12 protein-coding genes and 1 pseudogene are annotated in these 17,364 nt (G+C 73.6%); 6 read left to right on the forward strand and 7 right to left on the reverse strand.

All coding sequences use genetic code 11. The features are described 5' to 3' along the window. Positions 1–26 precede the first annotated feature (26 nt). A complete protein-coding gene (locus tag ACLQ2N_RS08850) occupies positions 27–527 on the reverse strand; it encodes a DUF1203 domain-containing protein (protein WP_425810791.1) in 501 nt (166 codons plus the stop codon). Between the two features lie 113 nt (positions 528–640). On the opposite strand from ACLQ2N_RS08850, the gene pepN reads away from it, so the two are divergent. Further along, complete coding sequence (pepN, locus tag ACLQ2N_RS08855; protein WP_425810793.1) at positions 641–3,217, forward strand: aminopeptidase N; 2,577 nt, start codon at positions 641–643, stop codon at positions 3,215–3,217. Between the two features lie 63 nt (positions 3,218–3,280). On the opposite strand, the gene alc is transcribed toward pepN, so the two are convergent. The 5 genes and pseudogenes from alc to ACLQ2N_RS08880 form a co-directional block, all read right to left on the reverse strand. Next, positions 3,281–4,420: an allantoicase gene (gene alc, locus ACLQ2N_RS08860; RefSeq protein ID WP_425810795.1), complete on the reverse strand. Its 1,140-nt coding sequence runs from the start codon at positions 4,418–4,420 to the stop codon at positions 3,281–3,283. A 59-nt stretch (positions 4,421–4,479) separates the two neighbouring features. Continuing rightward, positions 4,480–5,418 (reverse strand): LysR substrate-binding domain-containing protein, encoded by a 939-nt coding sequence (locus ACLQ2N_RS08865; protein WP_425810797.1) that lies wholly within the window; start codon positions 5,416–5,418, stop codon positions 4,480–4,482. Positions 5,419–5,546: 128 nt separating this feature from the next. Continuing rightward, a complete protein-coding gene (locus ACLQ2N_RS08870; protein ID WP_365681448.1) occupies positions 5,547–5,777 on the reverse strand; it encodes a hypothetical protein in 231 nt (76 codons plus the stop codon). Beyond that, a pseudogene (gene malQ, locus ACLQ2N_RS08875) lies at positions 5,723–8,064 on the reverse strand (4-alpha-glucanotransferase). The gene ACLQ2N_RS08870 and the pseudogene malQ overlap by 55 nt, the downstream one beginning before the upstream one ends. After that, a complete protein-coding gene (locus ACLQ2N_RS08880) occupies positions 8,065–8,331 on the reverse strand; it encodes a hypothetical protein (protein ID WP_425810799.1) in 267 nt (88 codons plus the stop codon). Between the two features lie 313 nt (positions 8,332–8,644). Here ACLQ2N_RS08880 and ACLQ2N_RS08885 point away from each other — a divergent pair, with 313 nt between their 5' ends. After that, the gene (locus tag ACLQ2N_RS08885; RefSeq protein WP_425810801.1) at positions 8,645–11,644 is read left to right on the forward strand and encodes a beta-N-acetylglucosaminidase domain-containing protein; all 3,000 of its coding nucleotides are present in this window, start codon (positions 8,645–8,647) and stop codon (positions 11,642–11,644) included. 81 nt (positions 11,645–11,725) lie between these two features. On the opposite strand, the gene ACLQ2N_RS08890 is transcribed toward ACLQ2N_RS08885, so the two are convergent. Beyond that, on the reverse strand, positions 11,726–12,262 hold the full coding sequence (locus tag ACLQ2N_RS08890; RefSeq protein ID WP_073965171.1) for an HNH endonuclease: 537 nt from the start codon (positions 12,260–12,262) through the stop codon (positions 11,726–11,728). Positions 12,263–12,555: 293 nt separating this feature from the next. Here ACLQ2N_RS08890 and ACLQ2N_RS08895 point away from each other — a divergent pair, with 293 nt between their 5' ends. The 4 genes from ACLQ2N_RS08895 to ACLQ2N_RS08910 all read left to right on the forward strand — a co-directional run bounded on the left by ACLQ2N_RS08895 (position 12,556) and on the right by ACLQ2N_RS08910 (position 17,363). Then, positions 12,556–13,611 (forward strand): mechanosensitive ion channel family protein, encoded by a 1,056-nt coding sequence (locus ACLQ2N_RS08895; protein WP_425810803.1) that lies wholly within the window; start codon positions 12,556–12,558, stop codon positions 13,609–13,611. Positions 13,612–13,786: 175 nt separating this feature from the next. Next, positions 13,787–15,004, forward strand: a complete 1,218-nt coding sequence (locus ACLQ2N_RS08900; protein WP_425810805.1) for an ROK family protein — start codon at positions 13,787–13,789, stop codon at positions 15,002–15,004. Between the two features lie 69 nt (positions 15,005–15,073). Further along, complete coding sequence (locus tag ACLQ2N_RS08905; protein ID WP_425810807.1) at positions 15,074–16,411, forward strand: ABC transporter substrate-binding protein; 1,338 nt, start codon at positions 15,074–15,076, stop codon at positions 16,409–16,411. Positions 16,412–16,421: 10 nt separating this feature from the next. Further along, on the forward strand, positions 16,422–17,363 hold the full coding sequence (locus ACLQ2N_RS08910; RefSeq protein ID WP_425810809.1) for a carbohydrate ABC transporter permease: 942 nt from the start codon (positions 16,422–16,424) through the stop codon (positions 17,361–17,363). The last annotated feature ends 1 nt before the right edge of the window (position 17,364 follow it).

Genomic DNA, 17,364 nt, shown 5'->3' on the forward strand with positions numbered 1-17,364 from the left:
TCCGGGGCAGCGCCCCGGGCGGGGGCTCAGGGGCGCCGCACCTCGAAGTGCCAGCAGCCGTACTCCACCGCGCGTACGTGCACCAGCGTCACCGCCGGGTCCGCGAACGCCTCCGCCAGGGCCTCGTCGTACCCGCGCTCCTCGTCCGCCGGGATCTCCAGGAGCCGGCCGCCCACGATGCGGCCGTCCACGTCGTAACGCCGTACGGTCCGCAGCGCGCCGGCCCGCGAGAACGGATAGCCCTTCCGGGCCGGGTCCGGTCCCCCGCACTCCTCGGCGTGGATGAAGACCGGGCCCTGCTCGTCGTACGCCCCCGGCCGGGCCCGGGTCGCCGCCGCCCAGCGGCGCAGCGGGGCGTAGGAGACGAGGGCGATGCGCTCCCCCGGTTCGCCGCCGCGCAGGCAGCACCGCAGCGGGGCGCCGCCCTCGGTGGCGGTGTACGGGACGCAGGGCTGCCCGGCGTCGTCGGTCTCCCGGAGTTCCTTCAGCGCGTCCGGTTCGATCGCGCGAGCCTCATACGTGGTCATGGTCCGAGCGTGCCGCGCCGGAACTCCCCGGTCCGGCGGAAAACGGACATCGCCCTGGGTGCGGGTCCCGTGGAAGGATGGCGGGAAACATCACAGAGCAAGGAGATGACCGCGTGCCTGGCACGAATCTGACCCGCGAAGAGGCACAGGAGCGGGCGCGCCTGCTGACCGTGGACGCGTACGAGATCGATCTCGACCTCTCCGGAGCGCAGGAGGGCGGGACCTACCGGTCCGTCACCGTCGTGCGCTTCGACTCCGCCGAGGCCGGCGCGGAGACCTTCATCGACCTCGTCGCCCCCGCCGTGCACGAGGTCGAGCTGAACGGCCGGACCTTGGACGTCGCGGCGGTGTTCCGCGACTCGCGCATCACCCTGCCGCAGCTCCGGGGTGGGGCCAACGAGCTCAAGGTCGTCGCGGACTGCGCGTACACCAACACCGGTGAGGGCCTGCACCGCTTCGTCGACCCGGTCGACCAGCAGGCGTACCTGTACACCCAGTTCGAGGTGCCGGACGCGCGCCGCGTCTTCGCGAGCTTCGAACAGCCCGACCTGAAGGCGACCTTCCGGTTCACCGTGAAGGCCCCGTCGGGCTGGACCGTGATCTCGAACTCGCCGACGCCGGAGCCGAAGGACGACGTCTGGTCGTTCGAGCCGACGCCGCGCATCTCCTCGTACATCACCGCGCTGATCGTCGGTCCGTACCACTCGGTGCACAGCAGCTACGAGAAGGACGGCCGGACCGTCCCGCTGGGCATCTACTGCCGGCCCTCGCTCGCCGAGTACCTGGACGCGGACGCGATCTTCGACGTGACCCGGATGGGCTTCGACTGGTTCCAGGAGAAGTTCGACTACGCGTACCCGTTCACCAAGTACGACCAGCTCTTCGTGCCGGAGTTCAACGCGGGCGCGATGGAGAACGCGGGCGCGGTCACCATCCGCGACCAGTACGTCTTCCGGTCCAAGGTGACGGACGCGGCGTACGAGACGCGCGCCGAGACCATCCTGCACGAGCTGGCCCACATGTGGTTCGGCGACCTCGTCACGATGGAGTGGTGGAACGACCTCTGGCTGAACGAGTCGTTCGCCACGTACACCTCGGTCGCCTGCCTGGCGTACGCCGAGGGCTCCGGGTGGCCGCACTCCTGGACCACGTTCGCCAACTCCATGAAGACGTGGGCCTACCGGCAGGACCAGCTGCCCTCGACCCACCCGATCATGGCCGACATCCGCGACCTGGACGACGTCCTGGTCAACTTCGACGGCATCACGTACGCCAAGGGCGCCTCGGTCCTGAAGCAGCTGGTGGCGTACGTCGGCATGGACGAGTTCTTCAAGGGCGTCCAGGCGTACTTCAAGGCGCACGCCTTCGGCAACACGCGGCTGGCCGACCTGCTGGGCGCGCTGGAGGAGACCTCCGGCCGCGACCTGAAGACCTGGTCGAAGGCGTGGCTGGAGACGGCCGGGATCAACATCCTGCGCCCGGAGATCGAGACCGACGAGAACGGTCACGTCACCTCGTTCACCGTGCTCCAGGAGGCGCCCGCGCTGCCCGCCGGCGCGAAGGGCGAGCCGACGCTGCGTCCGCACCGGATCGCCATCGGCTGCTACGACCTCGACGAGGCCGGCAAGCTGGTGCGTACGGACCGGATCGAGCTCGACGTCGACGGCGAGCGCACCACCGTGCCGTTCCCGGCCGGCTCCGCGCGCCCGGCCGTCATCCTGCTCAACGACGACGACCTGTCGTACGCGAAGGTCCGCCTGGACGAGGAGTCGCTGCGGGGCGTCACCGAGCACCTGGGCGACTTCACCGAGTCGCTGCCGCGCGCCCTGTGCTGGGCGTCCGCCTGGGACATGACCCGCGACGGCGAGCTGGCCACCCGCGACTACCTCGCCCTCGTCCTGTCGGGGATCGGCAAGGAGTCGGACATCGGTGTCGTGCAGTCGCTGCACCGTCAGGTCAAGACGGCGATCGACCTGTACGCGACGCCGGAGTGGCGCGAGGCGGGCCTGACGCAGTGGACCGACGCGACGCTCGCGCACCTGCGCGCGGCGGAGCCGGGCAGCGACCACCAGCTGGCCTGGGCGCGCGCCTTCGCGGCCACCGCCCGCACCCCCCAGCAGCTGGACCTGCTGCGCTCGCTGCTCGACGGCACGGAGGCGGTCGAGGGCCTGGCCGTGGACACCGAACTGCGCTGGGCGTTCGTCCAGCGGCTCGCCGCCACCGGGCTCATCGACGAGGAGGAGATCGACGCCGAGTACGAGCGGGACCGCACGGCGGCGGGCGAGCGGCACGCGGCCTCCGCCCGGGCCGCACGGCCCAGCGAGGAGGCGAAGGCCGAGGCGTGGGCGTCGGTCGTGGAGTCCGACAAGCTGCCGAACTCCCTCCAGGAGGCGGTCATCGCCGGCTTCGTGCAGACGGACCAGCGCGAGCTGCTGGCCCCGTACACCGAGAAGTTCTTCGCCTCGGTGAAGGGCGTCTGGGACTCGCGGAGCCACGAGATGGCCCAGCAGATCGCGATCGGCCTGTACCCGGCGCTCCAGGTCTCGCAGGAGACCCTGGACGCCACGGACGCCTGGCTGGCCTCGGCCGGGCCGGGCGCGGGTCTGCGCCGGCTGATCTCGGAGTCCCGCTCGGGCGTGGAGCGCGCTCTGCGGGCCCGTGCGGCGGACGCGGCGGCCGCGACCGCGTGACTGGAAACCGCCCGGCGGACAGGCGCTGAAGCGCAGCCGTCCGCCGGGCGGGAGCGGGCGAGGTTACGAGGCCGACGCCTCGTATCGGGCCGCGAGACCGGCCGCGCCGGTCTCGGTCAGGGAGCCGTGCAGGCGCATCCGGGCGACGCCGCCGTCGGGGAAGGCGTCGAGCCGTACGTGGGTGACCACGGCCTCCGCCGGCAGCGGGAAGCGGTGCAGGGTGTCGGGCTGGAGGCGGGTGCGCGGGATGATCTCGAACCACTCGCCGCTCTCGCCGTCCCTGCCGTGCAGGGCGATCCAGCCGGCCGCGTTGCCCTTGAGATAGGCGGTGTCGATCTCGACCGCGCGGACGGCGCCCTGGGCGGGCAGCCGGAAGCGGACCCAGTCGTTGGTGTCGCGGACCCGGCGGCGGCGGTTCTCCCAGCCGTCGTCCATCTTGCGGGAAGTGCCGGGCAGGATGATCTGGGTCGGCGAGGAGTAGAACCGGTCCGAGGCGTCCTCGTAACTGCCGCCGTTGAGGACCGAGATCAGGTCGAACGTGCCGAGCGTGGCCAGCCAGGCCGGGTCGGGGATTACCTCGCCGTGCACGCGGAGGCGGGCGATGCCGCCGTCGGGGTGCTGGCAGAGGCGGATGTGGGTGTAGCGCCGCCCGCCGGTGATCTCGAAGCCGTTGGCGGCGTGGCCGCGCACGGGGGTCGGGGGGACGATCTCCTCCCACTTCACGTCGTCGGCGAGCAGTTCCTCCGGGCCGGGTGCGCCCTCGACGCAGGTGGCCTGGACGGAGACGCGCTGCGGGTAGTTGCCGCGGAAGTGGGCGGTGTCCACGACGATGCCGCGGATGACGCCGGGGGCGCCGAGCCGGATCAGCGCCCAGTCGTGCTCGTCGGGGGCCGGGAAGGGGTGCTCGGCGTCCGCGCCGCGCCGGCGGCGGGTCTCCCAGCCGTCCATGATCTTGCCCTTGTGGCCGAAGTGCTCGGGGTCGAAGACCGCGCGCTCCCGCAGGAGCAGGTTCTCGCGCTGGGCGAAGAACTCGTCGTTGGCGGCGATCACGCCCGCGCCGAGCCGCCGGTCGGCGAGGTCCACGAGGCCGGTGAAGGGGAGGTCGGCGGTGCGGTAGTCGGCGTAGGGGTCACCGCCGCCGTACGGGGCCGCGTCATTGGCGTGGGGGTCGTCGTGCCGGATCTCGTCCTGGTCGGTGGTCATGCGTTCACTGTCGTACGCCGGAAGCCGACAGGTCCATCGAAAGTTTCCGCACGAATCGTTCAGCCGGGCTGAACGGTCGCGCCGTCCCCGTGCGCTTCCGCCGCCTCGCGCAGCGCTGCGAGGACCCGGGCCACCGCCGGGGCGTCCTCTCCCCCGCGCCGGACGGCGGCCACGACGTGGCGGCGGGGCCGGTCCGCGTCGAGGGTCCGCATCACCACGCCCTCCCGGCCGTGCCGTTCCGCCGAGGCCATGCGCGGGACCAGGGCGACCCCCAGACCGGCGGCGACCATGGCGAGGATCGCCGTCCAGCCGGACGCGCTGTGCGCCTGCTCGGGTACGAAGCCCGCCGCCCGGCACGCGGAGACGGTGATCTCCGACCAGGGGCCCGAGCCGCCGTAGATCCAGGGCTCGGCGGACAGGTCGGCGAGGCGCAGCCCGGGCGCGTCCGCGAGGCGGTGGCCGGCCGGCAGCGCCACGTCGAGCGGGTCGGCGAGCAGCGGCAGGACGGTGAACCGGGGGTCGCGGGCCGTCGGGGCGTCGGCGGCCAGCGACAGGGCGAGGTCGGCCTCGGCGGCGGCGAGCAGTTCGTACGCCTGTGCGGCCTCCGCCTCGCGCACCCGGACGCACGGGCCGGGGCGGGCGTCGGCGCGCAGCCGCTGCACGGCCGGGACGACGAGGGCGGGCACGGCGGTGGCGAAGGCGGCGACCCGGACCTCGCCCGCCTCGCCGCGCAGATAGCCGGTCAGTTCGGCGTCGGCGCGCTCCAGTTGGGCGAAGACCGCCTCGGCGTGGCGCAGGACGAGATGGGCGGCGTCGGTGAGGCGGACGCGCCGGCCCTGGGCCTCCAGCAGCGGTACGCCGAGCTGCCTGGCCAGGTTGGAGAGCTGTTGCGAGACCGCCGAGGGGGTCATCAGCAGGGCGTCGGCGGTCGCGGTGACCGTGCCCCGGTCGCGCAGGGTGCGCAGGATGCGGAGCTTCTTGACGTCCCACTCGGTCATGGGCGCAACCTACCGCCGCGTCCGGGTCCGGACACGCGTGTGCGCCGCGCGGTGATGGTCACCGTGCGGCGCACCCTGGGCGTGCGGGGCGGGACCGGGGGCGTGACCCCGGTCGCCGGGCAGGTGGGTCAGGCCTGCTTCTTGGACTTGTCGAGCACCATGACCAGGCCCGCGATGACCCCGAACAGGACGAGGGGCGCCAGGACGAACAGGCCGAGCGTGTCGAGCACGCTCAGGCCGGTACCCGGGTCGTCGCCGTCGTCGCGGGTGAGCGCGAGCGCGGGGGACGACATCAGCAGCATCATCAGCGTCGTTCCGGCGGCGACGGCGCCGGCGCGCATAGCGTTCTTCTTGTCCACGGTGCAAACGTAGCGAACGCCCGCGCGGGCCGCGCGCCCGGGGGTGCCGTACGGGTCCCGTTCACGGCACGCGGACCTCCCCGGGCTCCCGCGGGGCGCGCAGGACGTCCATCAGGCGGTGCAGCCGGGGCGAGGCGGCCAGTTGCTCCAGCGTGACCGGGACGCCCTCCGCGTCGGCGATCGGCAGCCGCCAGTTGGGGTACTGGTCCCAGGTGCCCGGGAGGTTCTGCGGGCGGCGGTCGCCGACGGTGTCGGGCAGCCAGATCCCGGTCATCCGGGCGGGCGTGCGCAGCAGGAAGCGGTGGACGGCCCGGACGGCCGCCTCCTCCCCGCCGCCGTCCTCTGCGAGCGCACCGCCCTCGGGGAGCATCCCGAGCCTGGTGAGCAGGGCCAGCCACTCGGCGGTCTCCGCGCCGTCCTCCCTCAGCTCCTCGTCGAGGGGGCGGGTGAGCAGGCCGAGGCGGTGGCGCAGTGTCACATGGTCGCCGGTCAGCCGGGCCGCGGTGGAGGGCAGGTCGTGGGTGGTCGCGGTGGCCAGGCAGTCCCGGCGCCACCGCTCGGGCGCCAGGGGGCGCCCGTCCCCCGCCCAGTCCCGCTCGAACCAGAGCACCGAGGTGCCCAGGACGCCGCGCCGGGCCAGCGCCTCGCGGACGCCGGGCTCCACCGTCCCCAGGTCCTCGCCGACGACGACGGTGCCGGCCCGGTGCGCCTCCAGGACGAGGACGGCGAGCATCGCCTCCGCGTCGTGCGAGACGTAGGTGCCCTCGGTGGGCGGGCGGCCCTCGGGCACCCACCAGAGCCGGAACAGGCCCATCACGTGGTCGATGCGCAGGGCGCCCGCGTGGGCGAGGGCGCCGCGCAGGAGGCCGCGGTACGGGGCGTAGCCGGAGGCGGCGAGGGCGTCGGGGCGCCAGGGCGGCAGCCCCCAGTCCTGGCCGCGCGCGTTGAACGCGTCCGGGGGCGCGCCGACGGACATGCCGTGGGCGAAGGCGTCCTGCTGGGCCCAGGTGTCGGCGCCGCCGGGGTGCACGCCCACCGCGAGGTCGTGGACGACGCCGACGGCCATCCCGGCTTCCCGGGCGGCCCGTTGGGCGTCGGCGAGCTGGGTGTCGGTCAGCCAGGCGAGCCGGCAGTGGTGGTCGACCCGGTCCAGCAGCTCGGCGCGGGCGCGGGCGGTGGCGTCGGAGCGGGGGTCGCGCAGCCCGTCGGGCCAGCCGTGCCAGTCGGGGCCGTGCACCTCCGCGAGCGCGCACCACAGGGCGTGGTCCTCCAGGGCGCGCCCCTGGGCGGCGAGGAAGTCGCAGTACTCGGCGTGCCGGCCGGGGGTGAGGGGGACCGCGAGGACCAGGTCGAGGGCCCGCTGCTTGAGGGCCCACACGGCGTCCCGGTCGATGAGGGCGCCCTTGTCCAGAACGGCTTCCCGCAGCTCGGCGCCCTTGCGGCGCAGCGTGTCGAGCGCGACCGGGTCGGGCACGTGCCCGTACTCCGGGACGGACTCGACGCGCAGGTGCACCGGGTCGGGGAAGCGCCGGGAGGACGGGCGGTAGGGCGAGGGGTCGGTGGGTTCGCCGGGTACCGCCGCGTGCAGCGGGTTCACCTGGACGAAGCCGGCGCCGAGCCGGCGGCCGGACCAGGAGGCGAGGTCGGCGAGGTCGCCGAGGTCGCCCATGCCCCAGGAGCGGGCGGAGAGCAGGGAGTAGAGCTGGACGAGGAAGCCGTGGGTGCGGGCGAGCGGCTGGGGGGCGCGGGCCGGGGCGACGACGAGCGTGCAGGACCGCGCCTCGCGGTCCGGCGCGCGGACGGTGAGCCGGTGCACGCCGAGCGGGGGCTCGGCCCACCAGCGGGGGGCGGTTCCCGGCCCGCCTGGACCGGGCTCCCCGACGTCACCCGGAGCGCTTCCCGGATCGGCCGGATTCGCACCCCCCGGGGCGGTCCCGGGGGTCTTCGGTTCAGGCGCCCCGGCGGGCACCCGCATCCTGGCCGGCTCCGCCTGCTCGTCGCCCCCTTCCAGCCGGACGTCCAGCTCCGTGCCGGGCGGCAGCCCGGTCAGCGCGGGTGGCAGCGGTTCGCCGGACCACACCACCAGTGTCTGGGGGAGGAGCCGGGTGCGGGCGGCCGACTCGGCGGCGGCGAGGGCGTCGCGTACCGCCGCGGGCGTCGTGGCGTCGACGCCGAGCGCGCCGAGCACGGCGACGACCGTGGTCTCGGGGACGGGTGCGGTGACACCGGCGGACGGGGAGAAGGAGGTGGCGACGCCGTGCAGTGCGGCGAGCCGGGACAAGCCCATTCAGACTCCTGGGGACTCCGTGCCCCATGCGCAGCCGGACGCGGCCGGTTCGCTGGTCAGCGGGGCGAGGACGGCGAGCGGCGGCTCGCTGGTCAGGGGGGTGGCCTCGGCGAGCGGGGGCTCGCTGGTCAGGGGTATGGCGTCGGCGAGCGGCGGTTCGCTCGTGAGCGGGCCGGGCAGGGTGGCGGGGGACGCGCTGATCAGCGGGGCGGGACCGGATGCCTGTTTGGAGAGGGCGGAGAGCGGGCGCTGCGCGGTGGCGGGCATGGTGGCCTCCTGGCCGTGGAGAACAGGACAGTGACGGCCTACCCAACGGACGCTGCCGCAGACGTAGGCGTTACGACAACGAGTTCAACGTGTCCCGGGTCACATTCCGTTCCCGAAGGGCCGGTTGCCCGCAAGACGTTCGCCTTTTTCGGCCATTCGGCGCTGTCTTTCGCGTGGCCCCCCGTCACACGCACCTCGTTCATCACACCGGTCATACCAGGTCATTTCCGTACCGAACACCTCGCGCGTTGACACCCCCGCGCGCGGGGTGGTGGGCTCGGAACCCACTGGTGGGGCGAGGGGAGAGACAGGGATGCGGCTCAGTGGGAGGACGCGGGCGACGGCCGTCGCCGTGGCCGTGCTCGGCGGGCTGCTCGCCGCCGGGCTTCCGCCCGCGCTCGCCGCTCCCCCGGACCCGGCGTCCGGGTCCGCGGCCGGCCGGAGCCGCGCGGCGGACTCCGCGCTCCCCGCCGTGTGGCCGCGCCCGCAGAGCATGGCGGCGGCCGGGCCCGCCGTCGCCCTGGGCCGCGAGGTCACCCTGATCGCGGACGCGGAGGCCGACCCGTACGCCGTGAAGGCGCTGCGCGCGGTCCTGGCGGACGCCGGGGTGCGCACGGTCCACGAGACGCTGCCGGGCGCCGGGCCCGTCCTGCGGCTGGGCGGCGACGGGGCGGCGGACGCGCTCCGCGCCCTGGGCGCCCCGGACCGCGCGGATCTGGCGGCGGGCGGTTACCGGCTGGCGGCCGGGCGGACCGCGAAGCGGGACACCGTGGCCCTGGAGGGCGTCGGCGACGACGGGCTGTTCCACGCGGTGCAGACGCTGCGCCAGCTGGTCCGGGGCGGGAAGATCGCCGGGGTCACCGTCCGGGACTGGCCGGCCACCGCCGTACGCGGGCTGACCGAGGGGTTCTACGGGCAGCCCTGGACCCAGGAGGAACGGCTCGCGCAGCTCGGCTTCCTGGGGCGCACCAAGCAGAACCGCTATCTGTACGCGGCGGGCGACGACCCGTACCGCCAGGCCCGCTGGCGCGACCCGTACCCGGCGGCGCGGAAGGCCGGCATCCGGGCGCTGGCCGAACGGGCCGCGGCCGAGCACGTGACACTCGGCTGGGCGGTCGCGCCCGGCCAGTCGATGTGCCTGTCGTCGGACCGCGACCTCAAGGCGCTGACCCGCAAGATCGACGCGATGTGGGACCTGGGGGTGCGGGTCTTCCAGGTGCAGTTCCAGGACGTCAGCTACAGCGAGTGGCACTGCGCGGCCGACGCGGACGCCTTCGGCAGCGGCCCCGGGGCGGCGGCCCGGGCGCAGGCCCGCGTCGTGAACGGCGTGGCCCGCCATCTGGCGGAGCGCCACCCGGACGCCCTGCCGCTGTCGGTGATGCCGACGGAGTACTACCAGGACGGCGCGACCGCCTACCGCACGGCGCTCGCCCGGGAGCTGGCGCCCGGGACCGAGGTCGCCTGGACGGGCGTCGGAGTCGTGCCGAGGACCATCACCGGCGGTGAACTGGCCGAGGCGCGTGCCGCGTTCGGGCACCCGCTGGTGACCATGGACAACTACCCGGTCAACGACTACGCGCAGGACCGGCTCTTCCTCGGGCCGTACACCGGCCGTGACCCGGCGGTGGCGTCCGGTTCGGCGGCGCTGCTGGCCAACGCGATGGAGCAGCCCGCCGCCTCCCGCATCCCGCTGTTCACGGCCGCCGACTTCGCGTGGAACCCGAAGGGCTACGACCCCGCGAAGTCCTGGGAGGCCGCGATCGACGACCTCGCGGGCGGCGGCCGGAGCGCCGACGCGCTGCGGGCGCTCGCGGGCAACAGCGCGGGCTCCGTACTCGGCTCCACCGAGTCCGCGTACCTGCGGCCGTTGATCGCCGCGTTCCGCACGGCGTACGCGGACGGCGACGGCAAGGCGTTCGACGCGGCGGCGGACCGGCTGAGGGAGGCGTTCGGCGGGATGCGGGCGGCCCCGGCGCGGCTCGCGGACGTCGCCGGGGGGCGGCTCGGGGCCGAGGTCCGCCCGTGGACCGCGCAGCTGTCCCGCTACGGCCACGCGGGCGAGCTGGCCGTGGACCTGCTGCGCGCCCAGGCCCGGGGCGACGGGGCCGCCGCCTGGCGGGCGTCCCTGGCGCTGGAACAGGTCCGGAAGGACATCGCGGCGGGCGGCGCGAAGGTCGGCGAGGGCGTCCTCGACGCGTTCCTCGACCGGGTCCGCGAGAACGCCCGCTCCTGGACCGGCACGGACCGGCCGGGCGGCGAGGTGTCCGAGGCCCCGGGCAGCTACACGGTGCGCCTCGACCGGGTCCGCCCGCTGGAGGCGGTCACCGCGACGACCGTTACGGACGACGGTGCGGCGGCGGGCGCGACGGTCCAGGCGCACGTCCCGGGCCAGGGGTGGCGCGCGCTCGGCCCGTTGTCGGCGAGCGGGTGGACCCAGGCGGCGGGCGAGGGGGTGCGGGCCGACGCGGTCCGGATCAGCTGGCCGGCCGCGACCCCGCTGGCGGGCGGTGCCCCGCCCCTGGTCATCCCGCCGCTGGCCGGCGCGTCCGTCCGCGCGGGGACCGCCCCGGACGTGCGCTCCCTGGTGCCCTGGTTCGGCGACGAGCCGGCCGCCCGGCTGGACCTGGCGCGCGGCGAGACGGACGCGGTCATCGGCGGCGGGCCGCAGGAGGTCCGGGCCCGGCTGACCGCCCGGCGCCCGGCCGAGGTGCGGGGCAGGCTGACCGCGAAGGCGCCCGAGGGCATCGAGGTCCGGGTGCCGAAGCGGACGACCGTGCCGCGCGGGACGCGGACCGAGGTCCCGGTGGAGATCACGGTCCCCGAGGACACCCCGGCCGGCGCGTACGAGGTGCCGTTCGCCTTCGGCGACGAGCGGACCACCCTGACCGTGCGGGCCTACCCGCGCACCGCCGGGCCCGACCTGCTGCGCGGGGCCACCGCCTCCTCGTCGGGCGACGAGACCGCCGACTTCCCGGCGTCCGCCGCGTCCGACGGCGACCCGGAGACCCGCTGGTCCTCACCGGCCGAGGACGGGGCGTGGTGGCAGGCAAAGCTGCCCGCCCCGGTCCGCCTCGGCCGGGTGGTGCTGCACTGGCAGGACGCGTACGCGTCGCGCTACCGCGTCCAGGTCTCGTCGGACGGCCGCGCCTGGCGCACCGCCGCGACCGTCCGCCAGGGCCGGGGCGGCCGCGAGTCGGTGCGGATGGACGCGCAGGACACCCGGTTCGTGCGCGTCGTGGGCGACGAGCGGGCCACGAAGTACGGCATCTCGCTCTGGTCGGCCGAGGCGTACGCGGTGGCGGAGGACGGCTGACGGGGCACGGCGACGGGGCGGGGCACGGCAGGCCGGAGCCCCGGTGCGGCGGACCGCCCCGGGAAGCACGCGGGCCCGGTCTCAGGCTGAGATGCCGTCGATCCGGGCCATCGCGTCGTCCGCGCCGAACGGTTGCAGATAGGGCAGCCAGCGCGGGTCGCGGTGCCCCGTGCCGATGATCCGCCAGGCCAGTCCGGTCGGCGGGGCGGGCTGCTGGTGCAGCCGCCAGCCGAGCTCGGGCAGATGGCGGTCGGCCTTGACGTGGTTGCAGCGGCGGCAGGCCGCCACCACGTTGTCCCAGGCGTGCCGGCCGCCCCGGCTGCGCGGGATGACGTGGTCGACGCTGGTCGCCGCGGCCCCGCAGTACATGCAGCGCCCGCCGTCCCTGGCGAACAGGGCCCGCCGGGTCAGCGGCACCGGACCGCGGTAGGGGACGCGAACGAACCGCTTGAGCCGGACGACGCTGGGGGCCGGGACGGCCCGGGTTGCACTGTGCATGAGGGCGCCGGACTCCTCAAGACAGATGGCCTTGTTCTCGAGGACGAGGACGAGTGCGCGGCGGAGCGGTACGACGCCGAGCGGCTCGTACGACGCGTTGAGAACCAGGACATGCGGCACGGATGCCTCCTTGTACGCCGGCGGCGCGTGGCTCGCGCCGGGACGATCTCCGCTCTCAGTCTCCCCTCACGCCTGGTCGAAGCGCCACCACGTGCGGGTAACGGGCCGGAAGGAATTTTTCTCCCGCGCTCGTGCCCGGCGGCTCCCGCGGCCGCCCCGGCGCCTTATCCGTTCCGTATCTCCGGGTGAGCCGTGTCTCTCCCCCCGTTCACGGCAACGGAGCACGGGTGATGCCCCGTTAGTGTGGTTGTTCAGCGCTCTTCCGCTCAGCGCTCGCCCCTGGAGGTTTCGCCGTGTCCCTGTCCGCCCTGTTGGCCGCAGCCCCGTCACCGGAGCCCGGCGGCTCGCTGGACGAAGCCGCGAGGCAGGCCGGAGACGCCGCGGGCTGGGTGGAGGAGAACTGGTCCACCTGGCTGAACACGGGCCTGCGGATCATCCTCATCGCGGCGGTCGCGGTCGTTCTGCGCATCGCGGTCCGCCGCGCCCTGACCAAGCTCATAGAACGGATGAACCGCAGCGCGCAGGCAGTCGAGGGCACCGCGCTCGGCGGTCTCCTGGTCAACGCGGAGCGCCGCCGCCAGCGGTCGGAGGCGATCGGCTCGGTGCTCCGTTCGGTGGCCTCGTTCCTGATCCTGGGCACCGCGGCCCTGATGATCCTGGGCGCGTTCCAGATCAACCTGGCCCCGCTCCTCGCCTCCGCCGGGGTCGCCGGTGTCGCGCTCGGTTTCGGCGCCCGGAACCTGGTCACCGACTTCCTCTCGGGGGTCTTCATGATCCTGGAGGACCAGTACGGGGTCGGCGACCAGATCGACGCGGGCGTCGCCTCCGGCGAGGTCATCGAGGTGGGCCTGCGCGTCACCAAGCTGCGCGGCGAGAACGGCGCGATCTGGTACGTCCGCAACGGCGAGGTCAAGCGGATCGGCAACCTCAGCCAGGGCTGGTCGACGGCCAACGTGGACGTCCAGGTCCGCCCCACGGAGGACTTGGAGAAGATCCGTGCCGTCATCACCGAGGCCGCCCAGGAGATGGCCAAGGAGGAGCCCTGGAGCGAGCGCCTGTGGGGCCCGGTCGAGATCCTGGGCCTGGACACGGTGTTGATCGACTCGATGACGGTCCGGGTGAGCGCGAAGACCATGCCGGGCCAGGCGGTCGGCGTGGAGCGCGAGCTGCGCTGGCGCATCAAGACGGCGCTGGACGCGGCCGGCGTCAGCATGGTGGCGGGCGCCCCGGAGGACGCGCCGCAGGCCGATCCCACGGCCGGGATGGCCGCCCCCTCCGCGTACGCGTCGGCGACCTCCCCGCAGTCCCTCGCCGCGACCCCGATCCCGCCGCCGAGCACCACGAAGTAGCCGGCCCGGCCGGGGACCCGAGCGGTCCCCGGCCGTTGTCGTTCCCGGCCCGCTCCCGTCCCAGGTAACGCTTTGGTTGCCACCGGCGGTCAGGTCATTGACGCCTCCGCGGCCCGGGCCCTACGTTCCTCACCGAACAGGAAAGTTTCCTAACAGAGGGGCGGGTGCCACACTCATGGCCGGAAACACGCCGGGCACCCCCAGGGTGCTGCGCGCCATGAACGACCGCGCCGCCCTCGATCTGCTCCTGGAGCACGGCCCCCTGTCGCGGACCCGGATCGGGAAGCTCACCGGGCTCTCCAAGCCCACCGCCTCCCAGCTGCTGGTCCGCCTCGAAGCCGCCGGACTGGTCGTCGCCACCGGGACCGCCGCCGGGCGCCCCGGCCCCAACGCCCAGCTGTACGCCGTCAACGCCTCCGCCGCCCATGTCGCCGGGCTCGATGTGAACACCCACCGGATCGTCGCCGCCGTCGCCGATGTGACCGGCGAGACGGTCGGGGAGTTCGAGCTGCGGACCCCCGGGCGGCGCGCCGACAGCGTGGTGCGGGAGGTGACCGAGGCGCTGGACGGCGCGGTGGCGGCCGCCGGGCTGACCCGGGCCGGCGTGCACCGGGTGGTCATCGGCACGCCGGGCGCCTTCGACCCGAACACGGGCCGGCTGCGCTACGCCTCGCACCTGCCGGGCTGGCACTCCGCCACGCTGCTCGACGAGCTGGCGGCCGTGTTGCCGATGCCCGTCGAGTACGAGAACGACGTCAACCTCGTGGCGGTGGCCGAGCAGCGGCGCGGCGCGGCCCGGGGCCACGACGACTTCGTGCTGCTGTGGAACGAGGAGGGACTGGGCGCCGCCCTCGTCATCAACGGCCGGCTGCACCGCGGCTTCACCGGGGGCGCCGGCGAGGTCGGCTTCCTGCCGGTGCCGGGGGCGCCGCTGGTCCGCCAGGTCACCAAGGCCAACGCGGGCGGCTTCCAGGAGCTGGCGGGCGCCCAGGTGCTCGCGCGCCTGGCCCGGGAGCTGGGCATCGAGGACGCGCCGGGCTCCGGCACCCACCACGAGATCGCCGCCGAGCTGGTGGGCCGGGCCGCCGAGGCCGTGGAGCGGGGCGAGGGCGGGCCGTACGCCACGCTGCTCGACCGGTTCGCCACCGGCCTCGCGACCGGCCTCGCCTCCCTGGTCGCCGTTCTCGACCCGGAGATCGTCGTGCTCTCCGGCGCGCTGTTCTCGCGCGGCGGGGAGCAACTGCGCTCCCGGGTCGCGGCCGAGCTGGCCGAACTCGCCGCGTCCAGGCCCCGGCTGCTCGCCGGGGACGTCACCCACCGGCCCGTACTGCGCGGTGCGCTGGAGAGCGCGCTCGCGACGACCCGCGACGAAGTGTTCGACACCTCGCGCTGACCCCTTACGTCACCTCTTCCCCCCGCACACCCCGTCCCTGACCGACACCCTTCACCGGGAGACACCACCATGTCCGGAAACCGCCGGAAGCCGGCCGTCGCACTCGCCGCGACCGCCGCCATAGCCCTGTTCGCCTCCGCCTGTACCGGGCAGAGCGGCTCGGGGGCCAATGATGACGCGTCCAAGGAGACGACCATCACGTTCTGGCACGGCTGGAGCGCGCCGGGCGAGGTGAAGGGGATCGAGGCCACGATCGCCGCCTTCGAGAAGGCCCACCCCAACATCCACGTGAAGGTCGTCGGCAACATGACCGACGACAAGATCAACCAGGCGCTGCGCGCCGGCGGGTCCAAGGCGCCGGACGTGGTCTCGTCGTTCACCACGAACAACGTGGGCAAGTTCTGCTCCTCGAAGGCGTTCGTGGACCTCAACCCGTTCCTGAAGAAGGACGGCATCGACCCCGGGGCGACCTTCCCGAAGGCGATGAACGAGTACACCCAGTACGACGGGGTGCGCTGCACGGTCCCGCTGCTGGGTGACGCGTACGGGCTCTACTACAACAAGGACGCCTTCGAGAAGGCCGGGATCGCCACCCCGCCGAAGACCTGGTCCGAATTCGCGGCCGACGCCAAGAAGCTGACGAAGACCAAGGGCGACACGTACGAGCAGCTGGGCTTCATGCCGACGTACCACGGCTACGAGGCGACCACCGAGCACTACCTCGGCGGCTGGAACCCCACCTACTTCGACGCGGACGGCAAGTCGAACATCGCGAAGGACCCGGCGTTCGCCGCGATGCTCACCACCCAGAAGAAGCTGGTCGACTCGCTCGGCGGCTACGCGAAGCTGGAGAAGTTCCGTACCGGCTTCGGTGACGAGTGGGGCGCCAAGCACCCGTTCCACACCGGCCAGGTCGCCATGCAGCTGGACGGCGAGTGGCGGCTCGGCATGGCCGAGGACGCCAAACCCGGGTTCGAGATCGGGGTGGCACCGATGCCGGTCGCGGACGATGAGGCCGACACCTACGGCAAGGGCTATCTGACCGGCACCATCGCGGGCATCGCGGCCACCTCCGGCAAGCAGAACGCCGCCTGGGAGCTGGTCAAGTTCATGACGACCGACACCGACGCGGTCGTGAACTTCGCCAACGCCATCCACAACGTGCCCTCCACGCTGGCCGCGCTGAAGTCGCCGAAGCTGAAGTACGACCCGCGCTTCAAGACGTTCCTGGACATCGCCGCGAACCCGAAGTCCACCACCACCCCGCCCTCGGTGAACGGCGGCGCGTACCTGACGTCCCTGCAGAATCTCGGCTACGACGTCGAGAAGGGCAAGCAGAAGGACATCAAGGCGGGGCTGGAGCAGACCGCGAAGGAGATCGACGCGGCGATCGCCCAGGCGAAGTAGAGCCGCCGCGATGAGCACGTACACACTCCGCTCGAAGCGCCGCAGGTCGGCGCTTCGCACGGCGGCCTTCATGTCGCCCTGGCTGATCGGGTTCTGCGTCTTCTTCGCCTACCCGCTGATCTCCACGGTCTACTTCTCGTTCACCAGTTACGACGGTTTCGCCGCCCCCGAGTTCAGCGGCTTCAAGAACTGGTCGTACGTCTTCGAGGACTACCCGCTGTTCTGGCCGGCGCTGCGCAACACGCTGTGGCTGGTCGTCGTGATGGTCGCCTGCCGGGTGGTCTTCGGACTCGGTGTCGGGCTGCTGATCACCAAGATCAAGACGGGTACGGGTGTCTTCCGGACGCTGTTCTACCTGCCGTACCTGGCCCCGCCGGTCGCCGCCACGCTGGGCTTCGTCTTCCTGCTCAACCCGGGCACCGGGCCGGTCAACTCGATCCTCGGCGACCTCGGGATGGGCACGCCCGGCTGGTTCACCGACGCCACCTGGTCCAAGCCCGCGCTGACCGCGCTCGCGGTGTGGGGGGTGGGCGACCTGATGGTGATCTTCATGGCCGCGCTGCTCGACGTACCGAAGGAGCAGTACGAGGCGGCGGAGCTGGACGGGGCGACCGCGTACCACCGGTTCCGCTACGTCACGCTGCCGAACATCTCGCCGATCATCATGTTCGCCGTGGTCACCGGCATCATCCAGACGATGCAGTACTACACCCAGCCGCTGGTGGCCGGGAAGGTCGCGTCCGGGGTCATGGGCGGTTCGGGCCAGCAGTTCGAACCCGGCTATCCCGACAAGTCGACACTGACGCTTCCGCAGCTCGTCTACAACCTCGGTTTCCAGCGCTTCGACTACGGCTCCGCCTGTGTGGTCGCGCTCGTACTCTTCGTCCTCGCCATGGCGTTCACCGCACTGCTGATGCGGCGCCGCAGCGGACTGATCCAGGCAGGTGAGTGAC

Source organism: Streptomyces sp. DT224 (assembly GCF_049844595.1).
Classification (GTDB): Bacteria; Actinomycetota; Actinomycetes; order Streptomycetales; family Streptomycetaceae; genus Streptomyces.

Bases quoted from the DNA above. Each gene is read 5' to 3' on its own strand.
- ACLQ2N_RS08880 (WP_425810799.1), bottom strand. From the start codon at position 8,331: ATGCCCGCCACCGCGCAGCGCCCGCTCTCCGCCCTCTCCAAACAGGCA.
- ACLQ2N_RS08910 (WP_425810809.1), top strand. From the start codon at position 16,422: ATGAGCACGTACACACTCCGCTCGAAGCGCCGCAGGTCGGCGCTTCGC.
- ACLQ2N_RS08850 (WP_425810791.1), bottom strand. From the start codon at position 527: ATGACCACGTATGAGGCTCGCGCGATCGAACCGGACGCGCTGAAGGAA.
- alc (WP_425810795.1), bottom strand. From the start codon at position 4,420: ATGACCACCGACCAGGACGAGATCCGGCACGACGACCCCCACGCCAAT.
- ACLQ2N_RS08885 (WP_425810801.1), top strand. From the start codon at position 8,645: ATGCGGCTCAGTGGGAGGACGCGGGCGACGGCCGTCGCCGTGGCCGTG.
- ACLQ2N_RS08865 (WP_425810797.1), bottom strand. From the start codon at position 5,418: ATGACCGAGTGGGACGTCAAGAAGCTCCGCATCCTGCGCACCCTGCGC.
- ACLQ2N_RS08905 (WP_425810807.1), top strand. From the start codon at position 15,074: ATGTCCGGAAACCGCCGGAAGCCGGCCGTCGCACTCGCCGCGACCGCC.
- ACLQ2N_RS08900 (WP_425810805.1), top strand. From the start codon at position 13,787: ATGGCCGGAAACACGCCGGGCACCCCCAGGGTGCTGCGCGCCATGAAC.